This window comes from Sulfitobacter sp. HI0040 (genome assembly GCF_001634885.1).
GTDB lineage: Bacteria > Pseudomonadota > Alphaproteobacteria > Rhodobacterales > Rhodobacteraceae > Sulfitobacter.
Genome location: NZ_LWEX01000406.1, coordinates 67,960 through 86,840 on the forward strand (window position 1 = coordinate 67,960; position 18,881 = coordinate 86,840).

An 18,881-nucleotide genomic window follows, 5' to 3' on the forward strand; every position below is an offset into this window, starting at 1 on the left:
TACGTCGCATCGAACACAGCGCTCCACGGGCCCCGGTACCGCGACAGGTCTTATTTCAGATGGACATCACTTTTCTTCTCAATGGAGAAGTCGTGTCGCTATCCGGCATTTCCCCAACGACGACATTGCTGGACTGGCTTCGCGAGGAACGCGGCCTTACGGGAACCAAGGAAGGCTGCAACGAAGGCGATTGCGGGGCCTGTTCCGTCATGATCGCGGATGAACAGGGCGCGCGCGCGCTGAACGGCTGCATCCTGTTCCTGCCCCAGATCGATGGACGGCACGTGATTACGGTCGAAGGACTGAGCGCAGCGGACGGCACGCTGCACCCGGTGCAGGAACGGCTGGTGGAATACCATGGCAGCCAATGCGGTTTCTGCACGCCGGGCTTCGCCGTGACGATGGCGACCGCGCATCTGAACGGCGCGCGCGATCACGACACGCAACTGGCGGGCAACCTTTGCCGCTGCACCGGATACGCTCCGATCGTCCGCGCCGCCGAGGCCGCCGCTGGGGATCCGGTCCCGCCACATCTGGCCAGTTTGTCGGACTTCAAGGCACCGCATGCCGCCGCGCGGGCGCCGGAAATCGGCACGGAATCTGATACGACCGCATTCCAACCGAGGGATGTGGCTACGCTGGCTGAATGGTATCTCGCCCATCCCGAGGCCACGCTCATCGCCGGGGCAACGGACGTGGGCCTGTGGGTCACGAAAGGGTTCCGCGATCTGGGCCCGGTCGCCTTCCTTAACCGCTGCGAGGGCCTCGCCGGTGTGGAAATGACCGAGGAGGGATGGCGCATCGGTGCCATGACGACGCTGACGACCTTCGAACAGGCGCTTGCCCCGCATTTCCCCAGTCTGGGGGCCATGCTGCGGCGCTACGGGTCGGTTCAGGTGCGCAACGCCGCCACGGTCGGCGGCAACATCGCCAATGGCTCCCCCATCGGGGACAGCCCGCCTGCGCTGATCGCGCTAGGCACCCGATTGCACCTGCGCCGGGGGGCGGATCGGCGCAGCCTTCCGCTCGAAGAGTTCTTCATCGAATACGGCAAGCAGGACCGGGCAGAGGGCGAATTCGTCGAAGCGGTCACGATCCCGGCCCAGCCCGATACCCTGCGCTGCTACAAGATTTCCAAACGGTTCGATCAGGACATCTCGGCGGTCTGCGGATGCATTTCCATCACCTGTGAAAACGACAGGATCACCGGGGCGCGGCTGGCCTACGGGGGCATGGCGGGCATACCGAAACGCGCAAGCGGGGCGGAAGCGGCGCTGTTGGGAAAACGTTTCGAAGAATCTGCAATACGTGAAGCGATGACCGTGATGGCCGAGGATTTCACGCCGCTGTCTGACATGCGCGCCTCCTCCGGCTATCGGCTCGAAACGGCACAAAATCTTTTGCTACGGTATTTCCATGACATGAACGGCGCACAGACGGACGTGCGGGGAGTGATGGCATGAGCGTCGCGCGCCCCCTCCCCCATGACGCGGCGCGGCTGCACGTATCGGGCACCGCCCGGTACGTGGATGATATTCCCCTGCCCCGCACCGCCCTGCATCTTGCCTTTGGCCTGTCGACCACGGCAGCCGGGCGGCTCGACCGGCTCGACCTTGATGCGGTGCGAACGGCACCCGGGGTCGTGGCCGTGCTGACGGCGGCCGACCTGCCGAATGACTGCGATACCTCGCCCTCGAACCATGATGAACCTCTGCTCGCTACATCCGACGTGCATTACGCGGGCCAGCCGATGTTCCTCGTTGTCGCGACATCGCATCTCGCGGCGCGGCGGGCGGCACGGCTGGGCATAGCAAAGATCGAACCGCGGGCCCCCATCCTCACCATCGAAGAGGCGCTTGAAGCCGATAGCCGCTTCGAAGACGGCCCCCGAGTTTATAGCAAGGGCGACGCCCCGACCGCGCTGACCGCCGCGCCCCACCGGCTGAAGGGCCAGGTGCATATCGGCGGGCAAGAGCATTTCTACCTCGAAGGACAGGCGGCCCTCGCCCTGCCCCAGGACAACGGGGATATGGTGGTGCATTCATCGACCCAGCATCCCACGGAAATCCAGCACAAGGTCGCCGAGGCTATCGGGCGCCCCATGCATGCTGTCCGGGTGGAAACCCGCCGGATGGGCGGAGGTTTCGGCGGCAAGGAAAGCCAAGGCAATGCGCTCGCCGTGGCCTGCGCCGTCGCGGCCATGATCACGGGCCGCCCCTGCAAGATGCGCTATGACCGCGATGACGACATGATCGTCACCGGCAAGCGCCATGATTTTCGCATCGATTACGATGTGGGTTTCGACGGCGAAGGCCACATTACCGCGCTGGACGTGACGCATTACACCCGCTGCGGCTGGTCGATGGATCTGTCCCTTCCGGTGGCCGACCGCGCGATGCTGCACGCGGACAATGCCTATCACCTGACGGATGTGCGCATAATCTCGCACCGTCTTCGCACGAACATGGCAAGTGCGACGGCCTTCCGGGGCTTTGGCGGGCCACAGGGGATCGTCGGAATCGAACGGATCATGGATCACATCGCTCACACGCTCGACTATGATCCGCTGCGCATTCGGCAGGCCAATTACTACGCCGACAGCGAGGGCGGCGACGACACATCGAAGCCGGAAGAGGCTGCACGAGACGACCGTGCGCTGCCCCCGCACCCCGAGCGTGACCTCGCCTCCCGCGGGGCCGAGCCTGTGCCGTCGGGGGCGAAAGCGCCGCAGCCGGATGCCTCTGCCGCCCCGGACGGCCAGACGACGCCCTATCACCAGCCGGTCACGGATTGCATCATCAACGCGGTGACAGAACGGCTGTTGAAAAGCTCGGATTACCCCGCCCGGCGCGCGGCCATTGCGCAATGGAACGCTGAACAGCCTTTGCTGAAACGCGGCATCGCGCTGACGCCAGTCAAGTTCGGCATTTCATTTACGCTGACGCACCTCAATCAGGCGGGGGCGCTCGTACATGTCTATCAGGATGGATCGATCCACCTGAACCACGGCGGGACCGAAATGGGTCAGGGCCTGTTCCAGAAGGTCGCGCAGGTGGCGGCAGACCGGTTCGGCGTGCCGCTGGACAGCATTCGCATCACGGCGACGGACACCGCGAAGGTGCCCAATACCTCCGCCACCGCTGCCTCTTCGGGGTCCGATCTCAACGGGATGGCCGCCCGCGTCGCCTGCGACAAGATCCGCGACCGGATGGCCCGGCACCTCGCCGAAAGGCATCAGGCCGATCCCGAGGATGTCGTCTTTGCGGACGGGCAAGTCCGGGTAGGCGGCGAAACGATGAGTTTTGCCCGCGCCGCCGCTTCGGCCTATGAAAACCGGATCAGCCTGTCGGCCACCGGCTACTACAAGACCCCCGGCATCGAATGGGACCGCATCAGGGGCCGGGGGCGTCCGTTCTTCTACTTTGCCTATGGCGCGGCGGTGACGGAAGTGGTCATCGACACGCTGACCGGGGAGAACCGGATCCTGCGCACCGATATCCTGCATGACGCAGGGGCCTCCCTGAACCCGGCAATCGATATCGGCCAGATAGAAGGCGGTTATGTGCAGGGTGCCGGTTGGCTGACGACAGAAGAGCTCGTGTGGGACGAAGCCGGTGTTCTGCGCACCCATGCGCCGTCAACCTATAAGATCCCCGCCTGCTCCGACCGCCCGCCCGTCTTCAACGTCGCCCTCTGGGACGCGCCCAACCGGGCCGAAACGATCTATCGGTCGAAGGCGGTCGGGGAACCCCCGCTGATGCTCGGCATTTCCGCATGGGCCGCTTTGGCAGACGCTGCCCGCGCCTGCGGGCCGCACTTTCCCGACCTGCAGACGCCCGCTACCGCAGAGGCGGTACTTGCCGCCGTGAAGCGAGCACGCCATGGGGTTTGATCGCGAGGCATTGATCGCCGCCTGTACGCGGCACGGGCGCGTGGCGCGCGTCGTGGTGGCAGCAGTCAGAGGGTCCGCCCCGCGGGAGGCGGGTACCGCGATGCTGATCTGGCAGGGGGGGCAGGACGGCACCATCGGCGGTGGCAGGCTGGAGCATGAGCTGACCGGGCATGCACGTGCACTATTGGCAACGGGACAGTCCGAACGCATCTTTGGTCGCCATGCCCTCGGCCCGGAATTGGGCCAGTGCTGCGGCGGCAGCGTCGACATGCTGACCGAAGTGTACGACAGCCAAAGCGCCGCGGCCCTGCCCGAGGATATCGTGGCGCGCGGGCCGGGGGAAATGCCGCTTGCCGTCCGGCGATTGCTGGCGGAGGCGCGCAACGGCAAGGGCCTGCCGGACGCCAGATATCTGAATCGCTGGATGGTCGAACCGGTCTCGCGGAACGAAATGCCCGTCTGGATCTGGGGCGCGGGGCATGTGGGGCGGGCGCTCGTCAACGTGTTGGCCCCGCTGCCCGATATGGGGCTGACCTGGGTGGATACGCATCCGGATCGCTTTCCCCAAACCATCCCCGAGGGGGTGACAGTCCTGCCCGCGGCGGAGCCTGCGCGGCTCATCCCCCATGCCCCCCGCGACGCCGCCCATCTGATCGTGACCTATTCCCATGCCCTTGACCTCGCGCTGTGTGACGGGCTGCTCCGCCACGGGGCACGCTTTACCGGACTGATCGGCTCCGCCACGAAATGGGCGCGTTTTCGCAAGCGGCTTGCGGCGATGGGGCATCCTGCAGAACGGATCGGCACCATCACCTGCCCGATCGGTGATCCGGGACTTGGAAAGCATCCGCAGCAGATCGCCCTTGGCGTGGCCGCGCAACTGTTGCACCTTGGGGCGCAACCGGTGCAAATCGCGCCAGAGGAGAATACCGCGTGACCGATACGCCCCTGTTGCAGCTGGACGGACTCACCAAGGGCTACCCCGGCGTGATGGCCAATGACGATGTATCCCTGTCGATCGCGGCGGGTGAGGTCCATGCCCTGCTGGGCGAAAACGGCGCAGGCAAATCCACCCTGGTCAAAATGATCTACGGGCTGGTCAAACCCGATGCGGGCCGCATGAAAATGTTCGGCAAACCATATGATCCCACCGACCCCCATGCGGCACGTACCGCGGGCGTCGGCATGGTCTTTCAGCACTTCTCGCTCTTTGACGCATTGACCGTGGCCGAGAACATCGCACTGGGCATGGAAAACGCACCGAAGATGCGCGAACTCAGCCGACGTATCCGCGAGGTGTCGGAAACCTATGGCCTTCCGCTCGCGCCCGACCGGACGGTGGGCGATCTTTCTGCCGGGGAACGTCAACGGGTGGAGATCATCCGCTGTCTCTTGCAGGATCCCAAACTGCTGATCATGGACGAACCGACCTCGGTCCTCACCCCGCAGGAAGTCGAAATCCTGTTCAAGACGCTGCGCAAGCTCAGCGCGGAAGGGACGGCGATCCTCTATATCTCGCACAAGTTGGGTGAAATTCGCGCGCTTTGCGACAGTGCCACGATCCTGCGATTGGGAAAAGTGGTGGGGCATTGTACCCCGTCGGAGACCTCGGCCCGGGAAATGGCCGAGATGATGGTCGGCAACACCCTGCAAACCCCCGTGCGCGCCGGTAAAACGCCCGGCGACGTGGTGCTGGAACTAAAGAACCTCTCGGCCCGTTCGCCCAGCGCTTTCGGCATGCCGCTTCGGGAGATCAGCGTTTCCGTCAGGCGGGGCGAAATCCTCGGCATCGGGGGCGTGGCAGGGAACGGGCAAGACGAATTGTTGGCCGCCCTTTCAGGCGAAACCCTGTCGCCCCGGGGAACGATCCTATTTCAAAACAGCGACGTGGGCCTGATGGGGCCCACCATGCGGCGCGCCGTGGGCATCCTGAGCGCGCCCGAGGAACGGCTGGGCCATGCCGCGGTGCCCGACATGTCGCTTACCGAGAATGCCATGCTGACCGGTGCGGCCCGCGAAGGCCTGGACCGGGGCGGGCTGTTGGATTGGCGCGCTGCCCGTGACTTTGCCAAACGGATCATCGAGGCCTTCGATGTCCGTACGCCCGGCCCCGCCAATGCGGCGCGGTCGCTTTCCGGCGGGAACCTGCAGAAGTTCGTGATCGGGCGCGAGGTCTTGCAGCGCCCGGAGCTGCTGGTGGTGAACCAGCCGACATGGGGCGTCGACGCCTCAGCCGCTGCGGCCATCCGCCAGGCCCTTCTCGATCTGGCAGAAAACGGAGCGGCCATTGTCGTGATCTCGCAGGATCTGGACGAATTGATGGAGATATCGGATCGCTTCGCGGCGCTGAACGAGGGCCGTCTGTCGGAGCCGCGCCCGGCGCAGGAACTGTCGGTCGAAGAGATCGGCCTGATGATGGGTGGATCGCACGGGATGGAGGTTGCGCATGTCTGACCGGACGCGCCGAATGGCGACCCGACCCTCCGGGGGGGATTTTGAACCATTTGGAAGAAAGAGGCCGCGCGCGTGATCCGGTTCGAGAAACGGCCCCAGCCCAGCCGCGCCCTGTCGCTCGCCACCCCGTTGCTGGCGGTGCTCGCCACCATGATCTTTGGCGGGCTGCTGTTTATGGCGCTGGGCAAAGACCCCGTCACCTCCATCGTCACCATTTTCTGGGAGCCATTGTTCGGTGAGTTCGCTTTTTATTACCGCCCGCAGCTGCTCATCAAAGGGGCGCCGCTGGTCCTGATCGCTATCGGATTGTCGCTGGGCTTCAAGGCCGGCATCTGGAACATCGGGGCCGAGGGGCAGTACATCATAGGTGCCATCTTCGGTGCGGGCGCCGGGCTGGCCTTCTATCCGGCAGAGGGGTGGTTCATCTTTCCGCTGATGATCCTTGCCGGGGCGTTCGGCGGCTGGATCTGGGCGATGATCCCCGGCTTTCTGAAGGTGCGCTTCGGGACGAATGAAATCCTCGTATCATTGATGCTGGTCTACGTGGCGGAGCAGTTTCTGGCCTCGATGTCATTAGGGCTGCTCAAGAATCCCGAAGGCTTCGGTTTTCCCGGCTCGCGGAACCTGCAGCAATATGAGCCTGCGCATAATGCCGAACTGCTGGCCGGGTCCGGAATGCACTGGGGCGTTGTGGCGGCGCTTATTGCGGTGATCTTCGCCTATGTCCTCCTGACGAAACACAGGCTGGGCTTTGCGATCCGCGTTACGGGCGAAGCACCCCGCGCGGCACGCTTTTCGGGGGTGAGCCCTGCCCGGCTTATCCTGTTCTGCATGGGTCTTTCCGGCCTGCTGGCTGGGCTCGCGGGCATGTTCGAGGTTTCGGGCCCCGCCGGGCAGATCACGATTGACTTCAACGTAGGCTACGGTTTCACGGCGATCATCGTGGCGTTCCTCGGTCGGCTCCATCCTATCGGGATCCTTCTGGCCGGGGGTCTGATGGCGCTGACCTACATCGGGGGGGACATTGCGCAGTCGAACCTCGGCCTGCCCGCCGCCGCGATCCAGGTGTTCCAGGGCATGCTGCTGTTCTTCCTTTTGGCCTTCGACATCCTGACCAACTACCGGCTCCGCCGGCAACACACGGCGGAGACGGCCTGATGGATCTTTCGGCGATCAACCCCCTGCTCTTCGTGGCCGGGTTTCTTGTGGCGGCGACACCGCTGATTTTCGCGGCCATTGGCGAGTTGGTGGCCGAAAAGTCCGGCGTGCTGAACCTTGGCGTCGAAGGCATGATGATCACCGGCGCGATCTGCGGTTTCGCCACTGCGGTCGAAACCGGCTCTCCACTTCTCGGGTTCGCCGCTGCCGCTGCAGGCGGGGCGGCACTGTCGCTGCTGTTTGCATTCCTTACGCAAGTCACGCTTGCCAATCAGGTCGCATCCGGCCTTGCGCTGACGCTTTTCGGGTTGGGCCTTTCCGCCCTGTTGGGTCAGGGCTACGTCGGGGTGAAGCCGCCCCGGCTGGGCGATATCGACTTCGGCCCGCTGGCTGACATCCCGGTGATCGGGCCCATTCTCTTTACCCATGACATCATTCTTTATCTTGGGATCGCGCTCGTCGCCGGGGTCTGGGTGCTGCTCCGCTTCACCCGGGCGGGGCTGATCCTGCGGGCGGTCGGCGAAAGCCATAATGCGGCGCATGCGCTGGGGTACAAGGTTCGCCGTATCCGCACCCTTGCCATCGTCTTCGGCGGTGCCTGCGCGGGACTGGGCGGTGCCTACATCAGCCTGATCCGCGTCCCGCAATGGACAGAAGGCATGACCGCGGGCGTGGGCTGGATTGCCCTCGCGCTCGTGGTATTTGCCAGTTGGAAGCCCTGGCGCTTGCTGCTGGGTGCCTATCTTTTTGGCGGTATCACCCAGTTGCAGCTCAATCTGCAGGGGGCGGGCGTTGCCATACCGGTCGAGTATCTGGCAATGTCGCCCTACCTCATCACCATCCTTGTGCTGGTGATCCTTTCGGCGGATAAAAGTGCCGCACCGGCCTCGCTTGGCCGGAACTTCCACGCCTCGGGTTAGAGGCATCGAGTAAGCCCCGACTAACGGGGCATCAACAGGGGAGACCTTCATGAAATTATCAACGATTCTGACCAGCGCCACGCTGGCGCTCGGCCTCGCGACCGGTGCGGTCGCGCAGGACAAGACCAAGGTAGGCTTCGTATACGTGGGCCCCGTGGGCGACGGCGGCTGGACCTACGAACACGATCAGGGCCGGCTCGCCGTGGAAGAGGAGTTCGGCGACAAAGTCGAAACCGTATACGTTGAGAACGTGGCCGAAGGCCCCGATTCCGAGCGGGTCATGACGCAGATGGCGCTCGACGGTGCAGATCTGATCTTTACCACGTCCTTTGGGTACATGGACCCGACGATCAACGTGGCGAAGAAATTCCCGGACGTGAAATTCGAACACGCCACCGGCTACAAGCGGGCGGACAACGTATCGACCTATTCGGCACGTTTCTACGAAGGCCGCGCCATTCAGGGCCTGATCGCCGGGCACATGACCGAAAGTAACATCATCGGCTACATCGGCTCCTTCCCGATCCCGGAGGTCATCCGTGGCATCAATTCGGCCTTTATCCATGCCCGCAAGGTGAACCCGGATGTGCAATTCAAGATCGTCTGGGCCTACACATGGTTCGACCCCGCGAAGGAAGCGGACGCTGCCAAGGTGCTGATCGAACAGGGTGCCGATGTCGTGCTGCAGCACACCGACTCCACGGCCCCTCAGGCAGCGGCGCAGGAGGCGGGCAACGTCATTACCTTCGGGCAGGCCTCCGACATGGCGCAATATGGCCCCAAGCCCCGCGTCTCTTCGATCATCGATGACTGGGCCCCCTACTACATCGAACGGACCCGCGCCGTCATGGATGGTACCTGGGAATCCACTGACACCTGGGACGGTATCGGCGCCGGCATGGTTGGCATCGGCGAGATTTCCGATGCGGTACCTGCCGACGTGAAGGCCGAAGCGCTGGAACTGAAGGAGAAGATCGCCAGCGGTGAATACCACCCCTTCACCGGCCCGCTGAACAAGCAGGACGGTTCCGAGTGGCTGGCCGACGGTGAAGTCGCGGACGACGGCACGCTCGCAGGAATGAACTTCTACGTGGAAGGTCTCGAAGGGACTATCCCCCAGTAAGCAAGAACTACAGTTCTACCCCAGGGGCCGGCGCTAACGCCGGCCCTTTTCGTTTCCGCCCCCCCAGGGACTGTCCCCTTCCCCCCATTTACAAATACCTATTGTCTCATGGTTCCGTGCCGCAGCCCTATTGACCCGCCGGGAACAAGGCACGTTGCGGCGCGGCACGCTTTCACTACACTGGCCCTTCACCTTATTCGAAAAGGCCCGGCCATGATCAAAGTGCACCACCTCAACCGTTCCCGTTCCCACCGGATTCTCTGGCTGTTGGAGGAGTTGGAGCAGCCCTACACGATCATTCCCTACACCCGCGACGCGCAGACCAATCTGGCGCCTCCGGAACTGTCGCTCGTTCATCCGCTCGGCAAGTCACCGATGATCGAGATCGACGGAACGCTGATCGTGGAAAGCGCCGCAATCGTCGAAACTCTCTGCACGCGCTACGCGCCCGACATGATCCCGGACCGGGGCACAGCCGCCTACCTGAGGCATCTGGAGTTGATCCATTTCGCAGAAGGATCGGCCATGACACCGATCTTGCTGAACCTTTACGTGAGCCGGTTGGGGGACGCCGGCAAACCGCTGCACCCCCGCATATCGTCCGAACTCGATAACCACTATCGCTATATGAATTCGCTGGTCCGGCCTTCGGGGCATTTCGTACTCGACCGACTGTCCGCCGCGGACATCATGCTCAGCTTTCCCGCTGAAATCGCGATGCGTCAAAAACGAGGGGATGATTTTCCGGCGCTCGCCGGTTTCGTCGAGATGATCCAGGACCGCCCCGCCTACCGCCGCGCCACCGAAAAGGGCCGCGTCGCAGGCGATTGATAGAAAAGTTCAAGGGTGGCGCGGCCGAACCGGGCCGCGCTACCTCGTATAGCGGAAGGCGTCAGTTGTTGTGATAATCGCCGTAGGCACCGTATGTCTCACCGTAGCCATACTTCTTCATACCCTTGGCGTTGATCTGGCTCAGCACGAGGCCTGTTACACGGACCTGAACATTCTCAAGCGATTTCAGCCCCTCGCGCACCTGCCGCTGGGAAGTACTGTCCCACTTCACCGTATAGATCACCGCATCCATTGATCTTCCGATGACACGCGCATCCGGTACCGCCAGTACAGGAGGTGTATCGATGATCACGTAATCATACTTGCTGCGCAGATCTTCCAAGAACCGCGTAAATCGCTCAGAGGAGAAGATGTCCGCCGCGTTTGTCTCTGTCTTCTCGCCAATGAGGATATCGGCGTTCAAAGTAGGTTCGTGAGAGACAGCCTCCTCCAATTTCGCTTCTCCTGAAAGGACGGCAATCAATCCCTTCTTTTCCTGGATATCGAAGTATTCAGCAAAGACCCGCTTCCGGATATCCCCTTCGATCAGAAGAACCTTCTTTCCCAGACCGGTCAGGTTCTGAGCCAGCGCCAGCGACTGCGTGGTCTTCCCTTCCCCCGGAATGGATGACGTGGACATGATGATCTGTGGCGGATTGTCGATATCGGACAAAAGGATAGAGGTCCTCAAGTTCCGAATAGCCTCCGCAGCGGCAGACGTGGGCCTGTCAGTCAGATATTTCAGGACGTTTTTTCGCCTGCGGGCAGGTATCGCAGGAATCTGGCCGATCACCGTATGGCCGGTCTTTCCCTCCAGCTCTGTACTATCGCGGAAAGTATTTTGTGCGAACTCTCGCCCGAGGACAATTGCGGAGCCCAGGAAACTGCCCAGTATGAGAGATAACGTCAGTATCATCGGTTTTTTTGGCGAGGTCGGGCTCAGAGGAACCACAGCTTGAGAAAGCATACGGCTATCGGCTTGCTGTATACCTTGCTGAACGCTCGTTTCTTTCAATCGACCCAGAAAGAATTCATAAATTAACCTGCTCGCCTCAGCTTCCCTCTGCAATTGCTGAAGCGTGACAAGATCGGCTGACTGGCGCGCCGCGCGCTCTTCCTGATCAGAAATGGTTGCCTGCAATGTAGCGACTTGGTTGCTGACTCTTTCAGCTTCTAGCCGCGCTCTAGCTAGAACCTGCTGGTAGCGATTCTCGACTAAGGCTGAATCAGCTGGGGATATACTGCTAGCATTGGCCTCGTCCAAAATATTAGCCAGGGCCGGGTCATTTGAAATTTCAGCTAGACGCTCGAAATCACCTGCCTCTTTCGCATCGATCAGGGCATTGAGGCGAACCAACGCCGCAGCTTCGTCCTCCCGCGTTTCTCTGAGCCGGTCGCGCAGCTCCTTAATTCGCCGGTTCAAGAAGATCAAAGCTTCAGGGCTAACAAGCTCCGTTTGCGCATTGAATTCTTTTGCAGCTGCTTCGGCAGCTTCAAGTTGGACTTGTAATTGGCTAACCCGGTCAGTGAGCCAGACAGTAGCCTTTTCAGTGGCGGCAAATTTAATCTCTAATTGATCTTGGATGTAGAGTTCAGCAAGGCTATTAGCAATCAGCGCTGATTTTTCCGGCTGTTGCGTTACGACCGTAACCCGGAAAACAAGACTCTGCCGAATGTTACTGATGGAGATCGCGTCGAGCACATTATCGATTACTGTGTCCATAATGCGTCGCGGCGATGGTTCTTCTTTCAACTCCGGTGGTAGTCCGATTATTTCTCTAACCCACTCAACAAATCGCGAAACGCTTAGCCGAGGCTCGCTCCTCAGATGAGGATTGAATTCAGCGTCTTCTACCAAGGAAAGCTGAACCACCAACTTTTCTATCAAACCGCGTGACTTAAAAACTTCTACTTCGGTATTTATCGAAGCTTGGTCTCCCGATAACCCAGTCATAACGCTGGTGATATCGACCATCTGCTGCTCACGGCTTTCCATCGCCACCGTAGCAGTCGAAGCATAGAGGGGTACTGCAACACTGTAAGCATACCACCCCCCGATCACCAAAGCGATTAGGGTCGTCAAAATAATGAAGAACTTGCCTCGCCATAGAGTGCGGGCGACCTGCGTCAGATCGATCTCATCGTCGTCCGGAGTTGGCTCGTGGGCATCAAGCCTAGTAGGATGTTTGCCAAGCTGGAACGATTGTGAAGTCATGTAAGGTCGAGCTCGCACGGTAATAAGCACAGGATCAGAGTTGCTTCACACAACAGAACCTTAAACGCAACGCCTTAATGGCCTCCACCTGCCCCCGTGGTTGGTTTGTCATGGGATTCCCTCCACCCAAGTAAGCTGCCCCCCGAAAACTGGACACTGACGTAAGCTCTGATTTGCTGTCTGCTGATCTTCACCACGAAGTAGATCGAAGATGTCGAAACGAAAGCAACATGCCCCTGAGTTCAAGGCGAAGGTGGCGCTGGAAGCGCTGAAAGGCGAGGCGACCGTGTCGGAGCTGGCGAGCCGGTTCGGTGTGCATCCAACGATGATCAACCAATGGAAACGTGCACTGCTGGATGGCGCGTCCGGTGTCTTCGAACGTGGCGGCTGCAAGGCACCCGTCGTCGATGAAGACCAGGGCAGGGATCTGCATGCCAAGATCGCAGAGCTGGCGGTGGCCAACTCTTTTTTGGAAAGAAAGCTCAAGCCCTGGGGCGGGAAGTGAGGCGTGGCATGATCGAACGCGACCATCCTGACCTGTCGATCGGTCAGCAGTGCGCGCTTCTGTCGATACCGCGGTCGTCGTTCTACTATTCGCCGCGGGGAGAGACGGATCAGAACCTTGCGCTGATGCGGCTGATCGATGTGCAGTTCCTCGAAACACCGTTCTTCGGCGTCCGCCAGATGACCTGGCATCAGCGCAACGAAGGACATGCGGTGAACGAGAAGCGCATCCGTCGGCTCATGCGCCTGATCGGATTGATGCCGATCTATCAGAAACCCAACACCAGCAGGCCAGCGAAGGGACACAAGACCTATCCCTATCTGCTGCGCGGTCTGCGGGTGGACAGGCCAAACCAGGTCTGGTGCGTGGACATCACCTATCTGCCGATGCATCGCGGGTTCCTCTATCTGGGGGCGATCATGGACTGGCATACCCGGATGGTCCTGTCTTGGCGGATCTCGAACACGCTTGACACCGACTTCTGCGTCGAGGCGCTGAATGAGGCCATCTATCGGTTCGGGCCTCCTGACATCATTAACAGCGATCAGGGATCGCAGTTCACATCGTTTGCCTGGAGACAGACCGCCTGCGGCGGTCGGGGGTCCGCATCTCGATGGATGGCAAGGGTCGCTACCTGGACAACATCTTCATCGAGCGCCTGTGGCGCACGATGAAATACGAGTGCGTCTATCTTCACGCCTGGGAGACCGGGTCACACGCCCGCGCGGGTGTCAGGCAATGGATGGAGTTCTACAATCACCGCCGCCCACACAAGGCCCTTGGCGGACAGCCACCGGCAGTGATCTACTCGCTGCAAATCGAAACAATGCAACCCGATCAGCAGGAGCAGATCAGAGCTTAAAAAGCGCCAGATCCTGTCCAAGGAATGGGAAGCACCTCAAAGACTAAATTCCGTCCCGACTTTAGCTACACTTCATCCCCATTGAGGATCTGGCGTAATTTAAGCTACTCGTTGCACCTGCTCATCGGGGTGGTAGATGTCATTTCTTTACCGATAGACGAGCGCCGATTGGTATTGCCCCGCCGATTGGACCTGTCCCGCTTTCGTGCCGCCCCAGATGCCCGTTTAAGCCACCTTTCGTTCGAAGGCGACCGGGCTTTTCCAGCCTGAGTAGCGGCGTCGCGGATTGTAGAAGCCGTTGATATATTCGAAGATCGCCGTTTCAGCCTGTCGTCGCGTTTCCCATGACCTTCGCCAGATCAGCTCAGCCTTGATGGTTTTGAAGAAGGTCTCGACCGCCGCATTATCATAGCAATTGCCTTTGCCAGACATCGACACCATGAACCCATGTTGGCGCAGGATTTTCTGATAATCGTGAGAGCAATATTGGGCGGATTCAACCGGTCGTCGCAACACCCTGATCTCGGAGGTGTTGATGATGACGGGAAGAAGGAAGTCGGAGCGCTCTACACGGCGCAAATTATGCTCGCCAGGTCGACCGCCAGTCTGGCAACGTGAGCATCTATGCCGGTTCTGGCGGGAGATTGCAGCGGGGCTGTCCAGCGAGGAAGCTGCGGTCGCAGCGGGAGTTTCACCGCCTGTCGGAACCCGTTGGTTTCGGATTTCTGGCGGAATGCCCCCCACCCATCTCGCGGCATTGGCTCCTTTGCCGAAGTGCCGTAATCTGTCGTTCGCGGAACGCGTGGAGATTGCCATCGAATGCGCTCGTGGCACCGGCGTCCGGATGATCGCGCGAGAGCTGGGCCGATCCCCGAGCACGATCTCGTGAGATCAGGCGCAACTCGGCGACGCGCAGCGGAGAGTTTGACTATCGGGCCATTGCCGCGCAGTGGCATGCGGTTTGCTCGGCCAAGCGTCCAAAGATCAGCAAGCTCGCAGCCAATCCCGACTTGCGCGACTACGTGCAGGATCGGCTGTCCGGCCTCATTGCCACGCCGGACGGCATCGCATTCGATGGGCCTGTCGTGGTATGGAAAGGACGGCGGGCCGTTCGCCGGCAAAGCCGACGCTGGTCATCTGCCTGGAGTCCAGAGCAGATCGCGCAGCGTTTGAAGCTGGACTTCCCCGAGGATCCGACGATGCGCATCAGCCACGAAGCCATCTACCAGGCGCTCTATATTCAGGGCCGCGGGGCGTTGAGGTGAGAGCTCTCAGCCTGTCTGAGGTCCGGCCGCGCCCTCAGGTTGCCCCGCGAACGTGCCCGGAACCGCGGCAAGGCTTTCATTACCGACGCGTTGATGATCAGCGACCGCCCGGCGGAGATCGGTGACAGGGCTGTTCCTAGTCATTGGGAAGGAGACCTCATTCTCGGCCTCGGCAGCTCGGCGATCGGCACGCTGGTCGAACGCACGACCCGCTTCACCATGCTCCTGCACTTGCCCCGCATGGAAGAGCACGGGACGGCCAAGTCTGTCAAGAATGGGCCAGCCCTTGTCGGCCATGGCGCCGAGGCCGTCCGGATGCTATCGCAGGGACGATCAGCAGCCTGCCTGCCCACCTGCGTCGCTCGTTGACCTGGGACCAGGGGGCCGAGATGGCCCAACACACGCAGTTGCGGATAGATACCGGTCTCGAGATCTACTTCTGCGACCCTCAGTGCCCCTGGCAACGCGGCAGTAACGAAAACACCAACGGGCTGCTCCGGCAGTACTTTCCCAAGGGGACCGATCTCAGCCAACATGGCACCGAAGAGTTGAGCGCCGTTGCCCATGCGCTCAACACGCGTCCCCGAAAAACGCTGGCGTGGCAAACGCCCGCAGAGGCTCTCGACCGGCTGCTCAAAGAGGCTATAAACGAAGGTGTTGCGACGACCGGTTGAATCCGCCTTGTGACCCGCGATCCGAGTGATGAATGCAGCGTTTGGGCGGCATCCTGAATGCAATCGCCATTTCCAGCGCCCGGATTTCCAAGTCACGTTTCATGCGGTTGCTCACGGCCCAGCCGATCACGCGCCTTGAATGCAGGTCCATGATGACGGCCAGATACAGCCACCCCTCACGCGTCCAAATATAACTGATATCGCTTGCCCACTTTTGGTTGGGCGCATCGGTGTTGAAGTCACGATCCAGCAGGTTGGGCGCGATATTGAACTTGAAATCGCTGTCGGTCGTCACCTTGTGTTTGCGGGTTCTGACGACGGATATGCCGTTCTGGCGCATCAAACGGCCCACACGGCGATGACCGACGTCCAGGCCGATCTCCTTCAACTCCTCAGTCATCCGAGGCCTGCCGTAGCTGCCAAGACTGAGGCGCGATTGTTCTTTGATGTGAGCCAGCGTGACCAGATCAGACCGCTGTCTGCGACTGACCGGGCGGTTGCGGAATGCACGTAAGCCACGTGAACTGACATCCATGATCTTGAAAAGACGCGCCGTTTCGAAAGCCCCCACGTGTTCTTCGATGAACCTAAACCTCATGGCTTTTGGCCCGCGAAGAACTGCGTTGCTTTTTTATGATTTCCCTCTCCTCCTTGAGAATGCGCACCTCTCTGCGTAATTATTCGGGAGCGCATCATCGGCCCACAAATTGCGTTTGATCTCACGGAAACTCGTCGATTTGTGGCGCTTGACCGCGTGCCATCTCTCTGACAGACACTTTTGCATGCCACTAGGTCTCGATCTTGTGGCGTTTTTGCAGCGATAGTTGCGTGTAGACGGCTCCCATGCCATGTTCTCCAATTAGATAACTCACAGTTTTCTAATTGGAGTCGCAATTGAGGGTAGCGCGCTCCACCACACATGTCGCTTAGCGGGCTGGCTCCGGCCGTCTACGCCAAACTTAACTGTGAGCTCCGCAAAGGCTCCGCGCCGCAGGCCTTGACCGCAACTAAATCAACAGAAAGAAACAAGAACGTATTCTATACCTGAACGGCCCGGACCAGCGAGCTTGGTCATCTTAGGGACGAACTTTGCTTATGATTTTTTCAAGGGGCGGCTATGTTTGAAATTTTCTCGTATTTTGACGCATGGGTAATTCCTACCGTTTTTCTGGCCAGTTTGGCACTTTGCGGGTTTGCAGCGCTCAAATCGGACCTTTTTCTCAATCAGGATTTCATGGTTCGCGATCTTGCAGCACCGCAAGCCCAGCACACACGTCCAACACCACGCGTCGGAGGAGCTGCAATGATTGCAGCGCTGTTTTTGGGCGGGGTCCTACTATCGGATCAATTGCAATCAGACCTGAAGTTTGCGCTGCTGTCCGGTTTAGTCGTGTTTTTTGTCGGTTTGAGAGAGGATGTAGCAAGAGATATGTCTCCGAAGGTCCGTCTCGTTGCTGCCTTTATTTCGGCAGCGTTGGCAATTGAGGTGTCCGGAATGATGGTTCCAGGTTTGGGCTTACCTCAAATCGATATTCTATTCACGTCATTGCTGATCGCATTGTTTGTTACACTTGTATGGTCGGCTGGCACTGCTAATGCGCTTAACCTCATCGATGGCCTGAACGGTCTGGCTTCGGGCTACGCAATCTTGGCAGCCGCGGGGTTATTCGCCATCGCCGGTTTTACGGGCGAAACCGATATCCAGCTAGTGTCGATCTTGTTAATAGCGGCGATGTTGGGGTTCTTCGTCGTCAACTGGCCATTTGGGTGCATCTTCATGGGCGATGCTGGAGCATATGGGTCTGGTCATGTCTTGGCATGGCTCGGAATTATCTTGATGGCCCGTAACCCGGATGTTGCAGGCGTCGCTGTTTTGCTGCTACTTTTTTGGCCAGTCGCTGATACAGTTTTTTCCATAGTTCGCCGGCGTTTGGGTAAGCAGGCTGCTGGTCAACCAGACCGATCTCATTTTCATCATCTTGTCTTGCACGCACTGCAATATTTACTTGAGGATCGATTGGGCTGGCTCGTTGATTCGAGAACACGGAACTCTTTCGCATCACTAATACTCTGGCCATTTATGGCAGCCCCCATATTCTTTGGAGTTCTTTTCTGGGACAGCCCGGGTAAGGCTCTGGTTACGTTTTTATTTTTCTCATTCTTGTACGTAACAACCTATATCGCTTTAAAAACCTATTTTGTCGGCCGCCGAATCCCCTTTACAATGATGCTCGAACCTGCAGAGACTAAGTTATTGGGTCCCGACTTCGAACCCTCGACATTTTCCGGTATGTATATTCAAGGTTCTGTTGCGGTAGACGTGCAGATTTTTCGAGGGACATCCAGCAACCGCTGGTCACTAAGCACCTTAGCGGACAATGCCCGAGATTTAATATGGGAAGAGCAATTTGATTCCGAAATTGAGGCTTGGGAATTTTTTTTGATGACTGCACGAAATTTTGGCATGCAGGCTGTTATGGGCCCCCAGTTGCAACGGAGTGCGTTACAGGATTCGACCCATTCCTTTGGTTACGATTGTTAATCCTCAGAGGTGGGCGCGAGACTTCGGACCCGTGCCTAGGGTCAGGACCCATTGATTTCCGCTTAGGAGCGTGATTCACGGTTCGAAAACCTAGCGGTGAACATGTCTGATCTTTTCTGGCTGACGGATTCGCAGATGGCGCGTCTTGAGCCTTTCTTCCCCAAATCCCATGGCAAGCCTCGCGTCGATGACAAGCGCGTCCTGAGCGGGATTATCTTCTTCAATCGCAATGGCTTACGATGGCGAGATGCGCCGAGGGAATATGGCCCGCACAAAACGCTCTACAACCGTTGGAAGCGCTGGAGCGATAAAGGCATCTTTGCCCAGATGATGGTCGGCTTGGCCGCTGATCACGGCGAGCAGACGACGGTCATGATCGACGCCACCTATCTGAAGGCGCATCGAACGGCGACCAGTTTGGGCGTCAAAAAAGGGGGCGT

General features: G+C 59.8%; 11 protein-coding genes and 5 pseudogenes. 12 read left to right on the forward strand and 4 right to left on the reverse strand.

The window, feature by feature from the left end:
* The first annotated feature begins 59 nt into the window (after window positions 1-59).
* From xdhA to A3728_RS16920, 8 genes are all read left to right on the forward strand, one after another.
* A complete protein-coding gene (gene xdhA / locus A3728_RS16885) occupies window positions 60-1,463 on the forward strand; it encodes a xanthine dehydrogenase small subunit (RefSeq protein ID WP_067926280.1) in 1,404 nt (467 codons plus the stop codon).
* Window positions 1,460-3,892, forward strand: coding sequence for a xanthine dehydrogenase molybdopterin binding subunit (gene xdhB / locus A3728_RS16890; protein ID WP_067926284.1), 2,433 nt, complete (start codon window positions 1,460-1,462; stop codon window positions 3,890-3,892). Before xdhA ends, xdhB begins: the two co-directional genes overlap by 4 nt.
* Window positions 3,882-4,829 carry a xanthine dehydrogenase accessory protein XdhC gene (xdhC, locus tag A3728_RS16895; protein ID WP_067926288.1) on the forward strand — a complete coding sequence of 316 codons (948 nt, stop codon included), beginning with the start codon at window positions 3,882-3,884 and terminating at the stop codon, window positions 4,827-4,829. The genes xdhB and xdhC overlap by 11 nt, the downstream gene beginning before the upstream one ends.
* Window positions 4,826-6,346 (forward strand): ABC transporter ATP-binding protein, encoded by a 1,521-nt coding sequence (locus tag A3728_RS16900; RefSeq protein ID WP_236627992.1) that lies wholly within the window; start codon window positions 4,826-4,828, stop codon window positions 6,344-6,346. The genes xdhC and A3728_RS16900 overlap by 4 nt, the downstream gene beginning before the upstream one ends.
* 72 nt (window positions 6,347-6,418) lie before the next feature.
* Window positions 6,419-7,504: an ABC transporter permease gene (locus tag A3728_RS16905; RefSeq protein WP_067926292.1), complete on the forward strand. Its 1,086-nt coding sequence runs from the start codon at window positions 6,419-6,421 to the stop codon at window positions 7,502-7,504.
* On the forward strand, window positions 7,504-8,424 hold the full coding sequence (locus tag A3728_RS16910) for an ABC transporter permease (protein ID WP_067926296.1): 921 nt from the start codon (window positions 7,504-7,506) through the stop codon (window positions 8,422-8,424). The genes A3728_RS16905 and A3728_RS16910 overlap by 1 nt, the downstream gene beginning before the upstream one ends.
* Before the next feature lie 49 nt (window positions 8,425-8,473).
* A complete protein-coding gene (locus tag A3728_RS16915) occupies window positions 8,474-9,547 on the forward strand; it encodes a BMP family ABC transporter substrate-binding protein (RefSeq protein ID WP_067926300.1) in 1,074 nt (357 codons plus the stop codon).
* Between the two features lie 213 nt (window positions 9,548-9,760).
* Window positions 9,761-10,378 carry a glutathione S-transferase family protein gene (locus A3728_RS16920; protein WP_067926303.1) on the forward strand — a complete coding sequence of 206 codons (618 nt, stop codon included), beginning with the start codon at window positions 9,761-9,763 and terminating at the stop codon, window positions 10,376-10,378.
* 61 nt (window positions 10,379-10,439) lie between these two features.
* On the opposite strand, the gene A3728_RS16925 is transcribed toward A3728_RS16920, so the two are convergent.
* Window positions 10,440-12,593 carry a GumC family protein gene (locus A3728_RS16925; protein WP_082851021.1) on the reverse strand — a complete coding sequence of 718 codons (2,154 nt, stop codon included), beginning with the start codon at window positions 12,591-12,593 and terminating at the stop codon, window positions 10,440-10,442.
* Between the two features lie 211 nt (window positions 12,594-12,804).
* Between A3728_RS16925 and A3728_RS22880 the strand changes: the two are divergent.
* A pseudogene (locus A3728_RS22880) lies at window positions 12,805-13,960 on the forward strand (IS3 family transposase).
* Window positions 13,961-14,185: 225 nt separating this feature from the next.
* On the opposite strand, the pseudogene A3728_RS22885 reads toward A3728_RS22880, so the two are convergent.
* Window positions 14,186-14,452, reverse strand: a pseudogene (locus tag A3728_RS22885) (IS3 family transposase); the annotation flags it as partial.
* Window positions 14,453-14,498: 46 nt separating this feature from the next.
* On the opposite strand from A3728_RS22885, the pseudogene A3728_RS16945 reads away from it, so the two are divergent.
* Window positions 14,499-15,899: pseudogene (locus A3728_RS16945) on the forward strand (IS30 family transposase).
* 7 nt (window positions 15,900-15,906) lie between these two features.
* Here the strand turns inward: A3728_RS16945 and A3728_RS16950 are convergent.
* A pseudogene (locus A3728_RS16950) lies at window positions 15,907-16,576 on the reverse strand (IS3 family transposase); the annotation flags it as partial.
* A pseudogene (locus A3728_RS24010) lies at window positions 16,570-16,744 on the reverse strand (helix-turn-helix domain-containing protein); the annotation flags it as partial. The pseudogenes A3728_RS16950 and A3728_RS24010, both read right to left, overlap by 7 nt.
* Before the next feature lie 272 nt (window positions 16,745-17,016).
* Here A3728_RS24010 and A3728_RS16955 point away from each other — a divergent pair.
* Complete coding sequence (locus A3728_RS16955) at window positions 17,017-18,441, forward strand: MraY family glycosyltransferase (protein WP_082851052.1); 1,425 nt, start codon at window positions 17,017-17,019, stop codon at window positions 18,439-18,441.
* 102 nt (window positions 18,442-18,543) lie between these two features.
* Window positions 18,544-18,881, forward strand: a 338-nt coding sequence (locus A3728_RS16960; RefSeq protein ID WP_067926313.1) for an IS5 family transposase, incomplete at its 3' end; no start/stop codon positions are given.